At 55.6% G+C, this 13384-nt stretch carries 11 protein-coding genes; all 11 read right to left on the reverse strand.

Annotated features, from left to right (window positions below):
* Window position 1: 1 nt before the first annotated feature.
* Window positions 2-604, reverse strand: coding sequence for a hypothetical protein (locus BAA01_10205; GenBank protein OUM88980.1), 603 nt, complete (start codon window positions 602-604; stop codon window positions 2-4).
* 282 nt (window positions 605-886) lie between these two features.
* The gene (locus BAA01_10210; GenBank protein OUM88981.1) at window positions 887-2293 is read right to left on the reverse strand and encodes a hypothetical protein; all 1407 of its coding nucleotides are present in this window, start codon (window positions 2291-2293) and stop codon (window positions 887-889) included.
* Between the two features lie 98 nt (window positions 2294-2391).
* The gene (locus tag BAA01_10215; protein ID OUM88982.1) at window positions 2392-2928 is read right to left on the reverse strand and encodes a hypothetical protein; all 537 of its coding nucleotides are present in this window, start codon (window positions 2926-2928) and stop codon (window positions 2392-2394) included.
* A gap of 140 nt (window positions 2929-3068) precedes the next feature.
* Window positions 3069-4034, reverse strand: coding sequence for a glycosyl transferase family 2 (locus BAA01_10220; GenBank protein ID OUM89002.1), 966 nt, complete (start codon window positions 4032-4034; stop codon window positions 3069-3071).
* 31 nt (window positions 4035-4065) lie between these two features.
* Entirely contained in the window at window positions 4066-5472 is a 1407-nt protein-coding gene (locus BAA01_10225) for an undecaprenyl-phosphate glucose phosphotransferase (GenBank protein OUM88983.1), read from the reverse strand.
* 100 nt (window positions 5473-5572) lie between these two features.
* Window positions 5573-6529, reverse strand: coding sequence for a glycosyl transferase family 2 (locus BAA01_10230; GenBank protein OUM88984.1), 957 nt, complete (start codon window positions 6527-6529; stop codon window positions 5573-5575).
* A gap of 6 nt (window positions 6530-6535) precedes the next feature.
* Complete coding sequence (locus tag BAA01_10235; GenBank protein ID OUM88985.1) at window positions 6536-7378, reverse strand: dTDP-4-dehydrorhamnose reductase; 843 nt, start codon at window positions 7376-7378, stop codon at window positions 6536-6538.
* 17 nt (window positions 7379-7395) lie between these two features.
* Complete coding sequence (locus BAA01_10240) at window positions 7396-8409, reverse strand: dTDP-glucose 4,6-dehydratase (protein OUM88986.1); 1014 nt, start codon at window positions 8407-8409, stop codon at window positions 7396-7398.
* 9 nt (window positions 8410-8418) lie between these two features.
* On the reverse strand, window positions 8419-8976 hold the full coding sequence (locus tag BAA01_10245) for a dTDP-4-dehydrorhamnose 3,5-epimerase (GenBank protein ID OUM88987.1): 558 nt from the start codon (window positions 8974-8976) through the stop codon (window positions 8419-8421).
* Between the two features lie 21 nt (window positions 8977-8997).
* Window positions 8998-9738: a spore coat protein gene (locus tag BAA01_10250; GenBank protein ID OUM88988.1), complete on the reverse strand. Its 741-nt coding sequence runs from the start codon at window positions 9736-9738 to the stop codon at window positions 8998-9000.
* A 200-nt stretch (window positions 9739-9938) separates the two neighbouring features.
* Entirely contained in the window at window positions 9939-13379 is a 3441-nt protein-coding gene (locus BAA01_10255; protein ID OUM88989.1) for a hypothetical protein, read from the reverse strand.
* Between the last annotated feature and the right edge of the window lie 5 nt (window positions 13380-13384).

Below are 13384 nucleotides of genomic sequence, written 5' to 3' on the forward strand. Positions count from 1 at the left end.
GTCAACCGCCGGGTTGGGGGGCGAAGCCGGCCTCGCACCGCGCCAGAAACGCCTCGTACGCCTCCGGCGTGTGCAGGCGGACGAAGGCTTCGCGCTCTTCGTCCGTTTCCGGCTTCACGGCCACCGCTTCAGGCCGCTCCAGCATCGCCATGAGGCGGCGCTCGCCGCGCTCCAGCCGTATCGCCGCCTCCCGCGCCAGGTTGGCGCGGTAGAGCGCGTGGAACGGCTGGCCCGGCGCGTGCACGACCGCCGCGGCCGCCCCGGCGGAGACGGCCGCAAGGCGCATGCGCGCGAGCAGCGACGCCGACACATTCGGCATGTCGCCGCCCATCACCAGCGCCCAGCCGGTCTGCAGCTCCGACAGACCGGCGTGCAGGCCCGCGAGCGGGCCGCAGCCCGCGTAGCGGTCGAGCGCGAACTTGACGCGCCGTTCGGCGATCGCGCCCCGCTTCAGCACCGGCGCGATCGCGGCGCGCAGTTCGCGCGCCCGCCGCTCATCGCCGGCCGCGATGATGATGCGCCCGCAATACCGCGCCATCCGCTCCACCAGCGCGGCGATGAGCGGCAGTCCGCCGACGGGCAAGAGCGCCCTGTCCCGTTCCATCCGGTCGCTCCTGCCGCCGGCAGTCGACTCTCACGACGCCCGGTATCATGTCGTCGACCCCCTGTGAATTCCGGATTTGATCTATTCGCCTTCTGCCCCGACTGAACATCACGCCCCGGCAGAACATCACGCCTTGGCCGCGCATCCCGTCCGGACAAGGCCTTCCGAACGGACAGAACGGCCCGCCCGGACGGAATTCAGGCGCCAGACGCCCTCCGATCTTGCCACAACCTGCATTTTACCGCATCCGCGCCCGATCGGCCGCCCCGTCCGCCCCCGTCATCACGCCCCGGCCGGCGGTCGCGCCTCGTTTCCGGCCGCATCCGAAGCGGCCGCGTCGGGTTCCGCCGTCCGGATGACCAGCAGCGCATACAGGAACATGCTCATGGCCGGGGCGCCCAGAATAAACGGGTTGAACTGGGACGCCGTGACGATCGCCGCGACGAGCGCCAGCACCCCCGCCGAGGCTTTCGCCTTTTTACCGGCATACCAGAATACATATCCAAAGAATGCGGCCCAAATCAGCACGCCGATCAACCCGATCTGAACAAGCAATGACGGCAACAGCATTTCATACAGGAAGGGCTGTCCCTTCGGCCCCCTGATCATCTCCTCGGCGTAACTGCCGTATCCGAAGCCGAACCACGGGCTTTGCCGCCATTTCTCCAGCAGCACCCGCGACTGGACGATCCGGATTCCGTTGGATCGGGCGGACCGGTCCCATTCATCCAGGCTGCGCAGATGATCGTTCACGCCCTCCTGAATCACCACCCGGACAACCGGCGTCTCATAGGCGGTGTTGACGGCAAAGGCGTGCCGAATCCTGAGCGAAAGATAGTGATCCAGCATGGTGACGTTCAACAGGCAGCCGACCGCCATCGTCAGCAGCACGACGGCCGCGACTTTCTTTGGATTGAATTTCCCCAGTTTATGTATCGCATGATAGCAGACCAGAAAGACGACCCCGGCAGCGGCGCCCAGCCACAGCGACTTGGCGAAGGTCACGGCCAGCGCCGTGAGGCCCGCAAGGAAGAACAGCAGATTCGGGATCGTCAGCCTGTCCCGGTATGTATAGTAAAAAATCATGAGCAGAAACAGCGAAGTCGGATAGACAATGCGGTAATAGTTCAAGGTGTACATGACCCCGTCCGGAGCTTCGGAATGCCCGCGGGTCACCGACAGCACCGTCTCGAAGAAACGGTCCACGAACGTTCCGTCATCCCGGATCCACTCGCCGACATAGAAGACGACATGCAGCGCCGCCAGGACGAACAGACAGGGCTTGATCATCCGGTCGACGCCCCCGAAGCGGATGCTTCCCGTTCGGATCAGAATCAGCAGCGGAAAATACAGCAGAAGCAGCACCGTGGATTTCGTCTGCTCCAGCGCCATGCCGACGCCATAGCCGGTTATCGAGGGAATAACAAATATCCATACGGCATTCAGCACCAGAAATCCGGCGAGCGCATAATCGAACGGCTCGAATGATCGCCACAACGAGTTATCGCTTTTCCAGGATAATGAGATCTGACGGCTGTAAACGGCTTCCATCATCATCAAAATAAGCACAACTCCGAACAGGCCGTACATGACCATTCTGACGGGGATGCCGGCGATCAGCAGCAATCTCCCGTTGTATCCCAGGATCAACTCGGCGATGAACAGGCAGGAGATTACACTGAACGCCATCTGCGATCTGCTTCTTGTCGCTGACATTATGCCCCAACCTCACCATTCTTCGTCAGTCCACCAACAAGCCGTTCGGTTGGGCGGAACCCCTTCATCCGTTAATCCCCGCTCCGCCGCTGCGCCTCGACCAGCGCGGCCAGCAGGAGCGCCCGCCGCTCCTCCTCCGTGAACCGGCTCAACGCCTCGTCCCGGATCAGCCGCTTCTCCTCTTCCGTCAGACCGCCCCGTAGAAGCTCCGCGTACCGGCGGATCTCGCCGAGCGAGAACTTCTCGAGCACGAGCGCCTCCGCTTCTTCGACGGTCCTGACGGGAAGGCTTCCGCCGTCGGGTGCCGTGGAGGCAGCGCCATCCGCGCCGGCGCCCGAGAATCCGCTTGCCAACGCGTCGACGGCCAGCTTCCCGCCGATCTCGTCGCGCAGCTGCTCCAGATCCTTGCCGGCCGCTGCTTCACGCAGCGCCTGCCGCACATCCGGATCGTCCAGCAGGCGCCGCATCTCCCCATCCCGCAGCACCTGCCCGACCATTTCGTCCATGATGCGATCCGCGATCAGCTGCCTGCCGTATTGCAGTCCGAAATATCCTCCGCCGCCCAGCAGCGCGAGAATCACCGCAACAGCGATCAGCCCTTTCCGCATCCGCGAATCTCCCCCCGTTTGCGCAAAAAATCACCCGCCGAACCCGGCGGTGTCTGCTGCCGGCCCGTTCCGCCGGTCATCCCGCGGCAGCGGCCGCCATCACCCGGCCCGCACCGCACCCGGGCCGTTCCCGCGCGGACTCACCCTTGCAGCGTCTCGCCCTCCGCGGCACCGGCGTCCGCCCGTTTCCGGGATTGATAATAGCGGTCCCAGATGCCCCGGTGCATGCTGAACCGGCGGCAGAGCGCGGCGGGCAGCAGCCGGTACCGCCTGCCGAGCTGGTAGCCGATGAACTTCGCGGCCGATTCCGCGATCAGCCGCGGCATGTACCGCACCCGCCGCGTCCGGACCAGCTCGCGCGCGACGGCGAGCACCATGCCGCCGCCGGACCGGCCGACCCCCGACCAGGCGTACACCGCGTCATGGCCGCGCATCGAGACGCCGTTGTCGAAGTATCGGCGGAACTGCTGGCCGAGCGTGTAATGGTGGGAATGGACGACGCGCGCGTCGGCCGCGTACGCCACCCCGTAGTCCGCGAAGATGCACTTCGCCGCGAAGAACAGATCCTCATTGAACAGCGCCGGCGCCGGAAATCTCCCGAGCTGCTCGAACACATCCCGCCGGTATGCCGCGCACACGTTCGAGCAGAAGAACGTCCGGATGCCGAGCCGCTCCAGATCGCTCTTCCATTTCACGGCCGGCTGCTCCGGATACAGATACGCGCGCGTCAGCCGCTCCAGCACATCCGCGTCGTCCCGCGGCACCTGCCGCGCGTAGGCGCACGCCACGCGCGCGTCGGACAGCAGCGCGCCGACCAGCCGCTCGAGCATCTCTGGATGCGCCGGAAGCGCATCCTGCGTCATAAACACAAGAACTTCGCCGACGGCGTGCGACGCGGCCAGATTGCGCGTCCCGCCGTGGTCGAAGTCCCTCCGTTCGATCCCGATGACCCGGGCGCCGCACTCCCTTGCGATGTCGGGCGTGCCGTCCGTCGATGCCGAGTCGATGACGATGATCTCGCGCGGCGCGAGCGTCTGTCCCCGCAGCGCTTCGATGAGCCTGCGCAGCGCTCCGCCGGCCTCCAGCGTCGGGATGATGACCGACACGTCCGGCCGGCTTCCCGCCGAGTGCGCGGTGTCAGTAGGCATTGCGGTTCACGAATCCTCTCAGAATCGTCAGGATGATGATCTTCAGATCGAACATGAACGACCAGTTCTCGAGATAATACAGATCGTGCCTGATCCGCTCCGGGATCGAGGTGTCGCCGCGAAGGCCGTTCGTCTGCGCCCAGCCCGTGATGCCCGGCCGGACATGGTGCTTCACCATGTATTTCGGAATCTCGTCCCGGAACTGCTCGACGAAATACGGCCGCTCCGGCCGCGGTCCGACGACGCTCATGTCGCCCTTCAGCACATTGAAGAACTGCGGCAGCTCGTCGATGCTCGTCCGGCGCAGGAACGCGCCGAACCTCGTGCGGCGCGGATCGTTCTCGACCGTCCACGTCGTGTCCGCCGTCTTCTGGTCGGACACGTGCATCGTCCGGAACTTGTACATGATGAACGTGCGCCGGTCCAGCCCCATCCGCTCCTGTTTGAAAATGATGGGACCGGGCGACGTCAGCTTGATCCCGATTGCGGCGAACAGCATGATCGGCGACGTGATGATGATCGCGAAGATCGAGAACACGATGTCGAACGTCCGCTTCAGGATCCGGTTGCCGAGTTCGTCCAGCGGAATGTCGCGCACGTTGATGAGCGGAATTCCCGCGAAGTTGTCGAAATACGGCCGCGCGGGCAGCAGATCGAAATAATCCGGAATGATCAGCGTCTTCACGCCGTTGTTGTCGCACGTCTCGATGATCTTCGCCAGCTTCCCGTGCGCCGCGAGCGGCAGCGCGACGATCACTTCGTCAATGGTATGCTTGCGCAGCACCTCGTCCAGCCGGTCCAGCCCGCCGAGGATCGGCGGCATCGGCATGCCGGTCGGCGGATGCTCCTTCAGATTGTCGTCGAGGAAGCCGAACACTTCATAGCCCAGTTCGGGATATTGCAACAGATTCTTGTAGAAATTCCGTCCGACCGAGCCCGCGCCGAGAATGAGCAGGTACTTCTTGTTGTAGCCGAGGCTTCGGAAACGGAACAGCAGCATTTTCACCGCGAAGCGGTAGACGGTCAGGATCGTCAGGTTCAGCCCCAGGAACATACCGAGGAATTCCCGCGACACATGGATCTGCTTCGCGAAATAGAGCAGGCCGAGCAGCCCGACGAAGCTGAACAGGTGCACCTGCCCGAGTTTCCAGATGTCCGCCGAGAGCCTCGTCCGCCGCCTGGGCTTGTACAACCCGCCGTAATAGCCGACGGCGACGGCGAGAATCGCGTACATGAGTCCCCAGAACATATAGGAGCTGAACGGAAGCGCCGCCACTCCCGGCAGCCAGCCGCTCTTGAATTTGATCCACCAGGCCGTCAGATAAGCGGCGATCATGCCGGCGGCGTCGCACAGCACATACAGTTGGGTCAGAAACCGCTGGTTCCGCCTCAGCACCGCACTCACCCACCGAAGACCGGCGCCAACGCCATTTTCTCACACTCTATCATTCTAGCAGAAAAAACGCATCCCACCAACCGTCTTGCGCAATCTTCCGTCAGCGACCGCCGCGCCTCGACAGCACCCGCCGGAACAGCCGCCGCCGTTTGCCCAGCATGGACGGAAGCATCTTCACGATGCGCGGCCAGCATGCGAGCAGCCCGGGCTCGAACAGGAGGATGTACCCCAGCTTTGCCACTTCGACGAGCAGCAGCCGCGGGATGAGGAGGAAGAGATGCGGTCCCGCGGGCTCGTTTTTGATCAGGAGGAAAAAGCGGTTCTGGTACGAGTGGCGCCTCGCCAGCAGCGGCACCGACCGCCGTCCGCCCGGCTTCCATCCCCTCCGGTGCACGGCCCTGGCGGAGGGCACGTAGGCCGCCGTCCAGCCGAGATGGCGCGCGCGCCAGGCGACGTCCACGTCCTCCTTGTACGCGAAGAAATCCTCGTCGAAGAATTGCCCGTCATCCGATATATCCTCGATCATCGCCCGGCGGTACACGGCCGCCGCGCCGGAGACGCCGAACACCTCGCGCGGGCTTGTCCAATCGGCGGCCGGCTCCCCGGCCCCGAGATCGACCGCGTTGCGGTCCGGACGCAGCGCGAGCCCCGCGCTGTCCATGACGTCGGGCCGGTCGGCGCGCACGAGCATGCCCGTCGCGCTCCCGATGCGCGGGTCGCGCTCCATGACGGCGACGATCTCCGCGATGTAATCCGGATCGAGCACGACGTCCGGATTCAGCACGAGCACGTAGTCGGACGGCGCCGCCGCGGCGATCGCCCGGTTCTGCCCGCCGGCAAAGCCCGTGTTCCGCTCGTTCCGAATGAACCGGATGTCGTCATGCCGGCCGAGCACGTCCCGCGTGCCGTCGGTGGAAGCATTGTCGACGACAACGATGGAGGAGACCGGGTGGGTCTGCCTGCGCACCGCGTTCAGGCATTCCTCGATGTCGCCGGCGCTGTTGTAAGTGACGATGCATACGGCAACCGTCGGCGCGCCGGGTTTGGGTGAATCCATCATGCATCACCCGCTGTTCTGCAGATAGTCGCGCAGCGCTTCGCGCCAATGCCTGAACGGCTTGAATCCGAACGCCCGGATCGCGCCGTGATCCAGCACCGAATACGCAGGCCGCGGGGCCGGGCGCGGGAACTCGGCCGTCGTGCAAGGCTCCACCCGCACGTTCAGCCCCTTCTCCTCGAAGATCGCCCGGGCGAATTCATACCAGGAGCAGGCGCCGGAATTGGAGGCGTGCCAGATGCCGTAGTGATCGGTCCTCACCAGTTCCAGCAGGAATTGCGCGAGATCCCGCGTGTACGTCGGCGACCCGATCTGGTCGTCGACGACCCGGATCACGTCCCGCTCCTCCGCCAGTTTCAGCATCGTCTTCACAAAATTGCTCCCGTAAGGGCCGAACACCCACGACGTGCGCACGATGAAATGACGGCTGCTCAGCATCCGGACGAACCGCTCGCCGGCCAATTTTGTCTTGCCGTATACGGACAGCGGATTCGGAGGATCATCCTCCCGGCAAGGGCGGTTCGATGTTCCGTCAAATACATAATCCGTACTGATATAGACGAATTTGGCGCCGATTTGTTCCGCTGCGAGGGCCGCATTCCGCGTTCCTTCGGCGTTCACGCGGTACGCTTCGTCCTGCTCCGATTCCGCCTGGTCGACCTTCGTGTACGCCGCGCAGTGGATGACCGCATCCGGCCGGATCGCGCGGATCGTCTCGCGGCATTGGCCGGGATCGGTCACATCCAGCTCCGCCCGGCCGAGCCCGACGATCTCCAGATCCGGCGGCGCGGGAAACCGGACCAGCTCCTGCCCGAGCTGCCCGTTCGCGCCGGTGACGAGCACCTTCATTCCGGAATCCCCCGTTCTCAACCGAGCCGGTCGCGGTATTGCCGCTCGTAATATCGGAGATATTCCCCGGAGATCACCTGTTCGAGCCAGTCGCGGTTTTCGAGATACCAGCGGATCGTCTCGCGGATGCCGGTCTCGTAGTCGTACTTCGGCTCCCAGCCGAGTTCGCGGCGGATCTTCGTCGCGTCGATCGCATAACGCCGGTCGTGCCCGGGTCGGTCCTGCACGAACCGGATGAGCGACTCCGGCTTGCGGAGTTCCGCGAGGATCGTCTTCACGACCTCGAGGTTCGTGCGCTCGTTGTTGCCGCCGATGTTGTACACTTCCCCCGGCTTGCCCCGGTGCAGCACGAGATCCACCGCACGGCAATGATCTTCGACGTGCAGCCAGTCACGCACGTGCAGCCCGTCGCCGTAGACCGGCAGAGGCTGATCCGCAAGTGCGTTGCGGATCATGAGCGGAATGAGCTTCTCGGGGAACTGGTACGGACCGTAGTTGTTGGAACAGCGCGTGATGTTGACGTTGAGGCCGTACGTCTCGTGATAGGCGCGGACGAGCAGATCGGCGCCCGCCTTGCTCGCGGAATACGGGCTGTTCGGCCGAAGCGGCGATTCCTCGGTGAAACAGCCCGTGTCGCCGAGCGTACCGTATACTTCGTCGGTCGAGATCTGCACGAACTTGCCGACCCGGTACCGCTTCGCGAGTTCAAGCAGCGTCTGCGTGCCGAGCACATTCGTGCGCACGAACAGATCCGGCTGCAGGATGCTGCGGTCCACGTGCGACTCCGCCGCGAAATTCACCACCGCGTCGAGCCCCTTCGCGAACAGCGGCTCCATGGCGGTTCGATCGGCGATGTCCGCCTTTACGAACCGGTATTGCGGATGATTTTCCACGGATCGCAGGTTCTCGAGATTCCCCGCATAGGTCAGCAGGTCGACATTGATGATCTCATAATGCGGATACCGTTTCACCATGTAGAGAACAAAGTTGCTCCCGATGAATCCCGCTCCGCCGGTCACCAGCAGTTTCACGTCCCGGGCTCACCCCTCGAAGACGAAATTGTTCTCGGCTTCCGCCAGCGGCGGATGCTTCCGGTCCTTTTCCGACAGGATCGGGTCCCTGCACGGCCATTCGATCCCCAGTGCCGGATCGTTCCAGGCGATTCCCCGGTCGTGCTCGGGTGAATAGAATTCGTCAACCTTGTACTGCACTTCCGTGTTCGGCTCGAGCGTGCAGAAGCCGTGCGCGCAGCCCTTCGGCACGAGGAGCTGCAGCTTGTTCTCCGCGCTCAGGATGAAGGATTGCCACTTGCCGTAGGTCGGCGATCCCTTGCGGATATCGACCACAACGTCGAACACCGCGCCCGCCGTCACCCGCACCAGCTTCGTCTGCGCCTTCGGATTGAGCTGATAGTGCAGACCGCGCAGCACGCCCGTCTGAACCGACATCGAGTGATTGTCCTGGACAAAGTCGTAGTGCAAGCCGTGCCTGCGGAATTCGCGCGCATTGTAGCTTTCGTAGAAAAACCCCCGGGCGTCTCCGTGCACGACCGGCTCGATCAGGAGCAGCCCGGGGATTCCGGTATGCGTGATCTTCATGGTCCACCCGCCCTGAATCTCTCAAGGAATCTTCCCGAACGATTCATCCAGCCGGATATGGCGCGCCAGCTCGTTCGCGCGGGCCAGCGACGCGTGCGTGCCCGCGTCCGTCCACCAACCTTCCAGAATGTCGTACTCGAGCTCACCGGCCTCGATGTAGGCGTTGTTCACGTCCGTGATCTCGAGCTCGCCCCGCGCGGACGGCTTGAGCGTCCGGATGATGTCGAACACTCTGCCGTCGTACATGTATATGCCGGTCACCGCGTAACGGCTCTTGGGCTTGAGCGGCTTTTCCTCGATCGAGACGACACGTCCGTCCTTCAGCTCCGGCACGCCGAACCGCTCGGGATCCGGCACTTCCCGGATCAGGATCCGGGCGCCGCGCTCCTGGCGCTTGAACCGCTCGACATACGGGGCAATGCTGTCCGCGAATACGTTATCCCCGAGGATGACAACCATCCGGTCGCCGCCGACGAACGGTTCCGCCAGCCCCAACGCCTGCGCGATGCCCCCCGCTTCGTCCTGCACCCGGTACGTGAAGGAGACGCCGAACTCCCGCCCGCTGCCGAGCAGGTTGACGACATCCCCCATATGCTCCCGTCCCGTCACAACGAGGATGTCGGGAATACCGGCTTCCTTCAGTTTGGCGACGGCGTGGTAGATCATCGGATAGCCGCCGACCGGAAGCAGGTGCTTGTTCGTCACCTTGGTCAACGGATACAACCGGGATCCCGTGCCGCCTGCGAGGATGATGCCTTTCATTGATAAAATCCCTCAGTCCTTCTGTATGTGTAGGCAAAGCACCTTGCAATATTCTGTATAACCATCACTTAATTGATTTCGCTTTTTTAATAGGAATAAAGAAGCCCATCACTTTCAGTTTATCAATTCTAAAGCGATGGGCAAGAAGCATTATAAGTTTTTCAAGAATTGAACTTTATCATTTTCTATTACCTTAATTATTACCTTGTCACCGCTAAAAAACGTGACCTTGAACAATCTACTGTACGTTCTCCGGTTAACAAAAACTTTACGCATTCTTCTAGTGGCATACCATACTGAAAATCTTTTTTTACCAAATCGTCGTAAAGATAGTATTTTAGCAATTGAGCGACATGCTTCTTGAAAGCATACTGTTGACTTTCAGTGAAACCATTCTGCAAAGCACTTTTTATTGTTTGTTCAATCTCTTCCAATGTAAATGCCTCGTAGGTGCAACCTTTACCACGCAACTGTGTATAACCCAGCATTAATGTTGGACGATTCCTAATTAAGGACACATATCCCGTCTGAGACAAAATCGTAATGGTCAAATCTGCCATATCGACCAAATCATTAATATCTATATCAGACACCACAATCATATTTTCAACTTTTAATTTTTCATAATAAGACTTTCTCAATCTATATATTAACGGATGCGGTTTGTATATAAAATTCCACTTATTTTTCTTTGCCAATGCAGATAAATATAATGCGGCCTCGTCACTCGTTTTAAAAATCGGTGAATGATATTTTTTTGTCTCTTCCGTATAAGGATACATACCTGATTCAAAATCATTTTGCCCGGCATAGAAAATTATCGCCCTATCCTTAATTAGTTGCGATAGCAGTTTTTCTTTCATGTTATTGATGGGCTGTATATTTCTGTTGAGTTTTTTATCCCTTATCATTTTAATAACACGCTCTGCCATTGCAAGATCTTGGTCATTCACATCAAGATTCATAAATTGCTGATATTTGACTGCGGGAAAACTCTCACCCATCTGCCCCATTTCTTCTACGACAATAGTACCGGGCAACAATCCAAATTCCATAAAAACAGTTTTTATACCCATTTCTTTGCATACATTATATAATACAAGATGAATTGCGTGGAATTTATTCCATAAAACCACTTTTTTGGGATTTAACTTACTTAGAAGTTGCCTGAAATATTGATCAGCGTAGTAAACAACCGCCTCAGCATATCCTTTCCCCATGTCTGGATGTCTGGTTTTTAAATTATCAGCAGCTAATGCTAAATATTTCTTTTCCTTTATTCTATTTATTATTTCTTTTCCTATTTTCACATTTATATTTTTGGGGTAATCATCATCTTTACCTAGAAACTTCGGGACTTTAATAAAATCAAAGTTAATTAGCTTCTTCGTAGTCGATTCGTCAACCCGAGTTGCTTCACAAAGCAACAACATTTTTACATTTTTTAGTTTTCGGGAAATTTGGTTAAGATATTCACAAGTCCCTTTATCGAATAATACCATATGGCCTGCGACTAAGATCAGCTCTCTATCTTGATAATGCTGGATATCCTGAAGTTCAGATAAACGTCTTTCTAATTCTTTGATAGTGGGGTCATTTTTTTTATTCGCAATCAATCCTCTAAAAGAGGCTACAATTTTTTTAGTTATCGGCAACAGCCCCATTTTTAATAGCAACAAATAAATCATAATTCTAATTTTACTTTTTCCTGGATTAGCAGCAAAATGTTCTTGTAAACGCGAATAATAACGTTGCTTAATATTATTTCTTATCTGATGGTTATTTTTTGTTAATTTTTGATTATACCACTTTACATATACAGAATTATTATCTGTTGAAATGAAATTGCTGTCCTCAAAAGACCAGTTATAGATTAGTTTCGCATCCTTATGGTAAGGGTTTCTAAGAAAATCAACCAAAGTATTGAAATAAGGGAATCCATCAAATACCAGCTTCGCCATGTCCGCTTTAAACATATCTGTAAACTCTTCTGAAAATCGAATAATAACATCTTGGAGCTCTGCTATCCTTTCATTATAATGTTGGGTTTCTTGTCTAATAAATTCAAAACCTTCTTTATTTGGACGAATATGAATTACAGATCCTTCCTGAGAACTTATTACGTCTTCAATAAAATGATGCAAGATAATAGCCTCTTGTATTGTTGAAATTCCGTACTGAATGAATGTCTTTAAAGTATAATCTCTCTTTCCAACATAAGCATTTAAAACAGGCGATGCAAAAAGATGATAACCAACATTTTTCAATCCCAATTGATCTTTTAAAAATCTGCTAACGCTGCCTCGATAACCAACATCAAAAACTCCCAGCTTTTCTTCGGGATTTAGTATAGATTTCCAATATTGATCTAGATCACTAATGCGATTTTTTGCATTTTTTATAAAATATGGTTCTATTTCTCTAAAAAGTTCGAAATTTTGTTCAAATTCCTCAAATTTTGAATTTCCCGAAAATCCGTATTTTTCAAATATACTTAAAACTTCTTTCATTTCGGATTGTTCTTCTACCAACAATCTGGTTTTCACAAACTGCTCTACCGTCATTTCTCGATCTGGCGGTAAATCTTTAAAAACCTTATAAAAACCATTTTGCTCGTTGGCAAAATAGTTATATCTCATGGCTCGAGTCAAGTAAATTACGTTTGTTTCTGGAATATTATTGTAACATTTTGATAAAATGTTATATATTTTAAGGGGTATATAACCATCCCGATATACAAAACTTAATTTTTCAATTTCTTCCTTAATAGCGTCCTCCAACATCCACTTGGTAAATGCAAGCAACAACGGAGCTAATAATATTATTCCAATATTTTTTACATCCTCACCAAAGCAAGAATTAATGTCAAAAGGGTGAAACGGATCATCAAAGAGTGTGTTTGCGATATATCCAACCAAAAAAGAATTATCCATGCTCGTATGGATTTGAAAAAGTTGATATAATCTTTTCTTACTTCTTAAGATGCTTATAGTGCTTGGAACATGGCAGGCTTGAATCTTATATTTTCTAGCATTCGCAATATCAGCTCTTTGATTATCACCTATATGAAGAATTTCGTGCGGAGCAATTCCTTTTGCTTCATAGTCTGCGATTATTTTGCTAAATAACCTACCTGTTCCTTTCGACAACTTTTCTTCACTTGACAAGTAGAATCTATCGTAACCAATATAACCATTCTTCTCGAGTACAGATTCCAGAAACTCCCTCGGAAGATACATATCTGAGGTTATAATAATTTCTTTATTGTGTTCTTTCGCTGCATAAAAAATCTCCCTGAGGGTTTTTCTCGGTCTTAAATATTCCCGTTCGACTTCCAGTTCTGTTTCTTTTAATACGGATATTGCTTCCTCATCTATCCCGAACAGATTTGAAAACTCTTCGTAAATATCTTCAAAAGTTATGTCATCTTCATAAAATGGTTTTTTCTTTCTTGCGCTTTGTTCTGCGATAATTCGCATTTCCTTGAAACTATCAAATCCCGTTCTAAGGCCCACTATTTTGAACAGATCAGTCGGGGATATAACCGGTCTCACGAGCAAAGTATCGAAAATATCAAAACTAACCACTTTAATTTCATCAGAGATGGCTTTATCTAGGATGGCCTTTGTTCGATAATGCACTTCTT

The organism is Bacillus thermozeamaize (assembly GCA_002159075.1).
Lineage (GTDB): Bacteria > Bacillota > Bacilli > ZCTH02-B2 > ZCTH02-B2 > Bacillus_BB > Bacillus_BB thermozeamaize.

Coding starts and splice junctions, on each gene's coding strand:
- BAA01_10205 (OUM88980.1), bottom strand. CDS start 604: ATGGAACGGGACAGGGCGCTCTTGCCCGTCGGCGGACTGCCGCTCATC.
- BAA01_10210 (OUM88981.1), bottom strand. CDS start 2,293: ATGGCGTTCAGTGTAATCTCCTGCCTGTTCATCGCCGAGTTGATCCTG.
- BAA01_10215 (OUM88982.1), bottom strand. CDS start 2,928: ATGCGGAAAGGGCTGATCGCTGTTGCGGTGATTCTCGCGCTGCTGGGC.
- BAA01_10230 (OUM88984.1), bottom strand. CDS start 6,529: ATGGATTCACCCAAACCCGGCGCGCCGACGGTTGCCGTATGCATCGTC.
- BAA01_10235 (OUM88985.1), bottom strand. CDS start 7,378: ATGAAGGTGCTCGTCACCGGCGCGAACGGGCAGCTCGGGCAGGAGCTG.
- BAA01_10245 (OUM88987.1), bottom strand. CDS start 8,976: ATGAAGATCACGCATACCGGAATCCCCGGGCTGCTCCTGATCGAGCCG.
- BAA01_10250 (OUM88988.1), bottom strand. CDS start 9,738: ATGAAAGGCATCATCCTCGCAGGCGGCACGGGATCCCGGTTGTATCCG.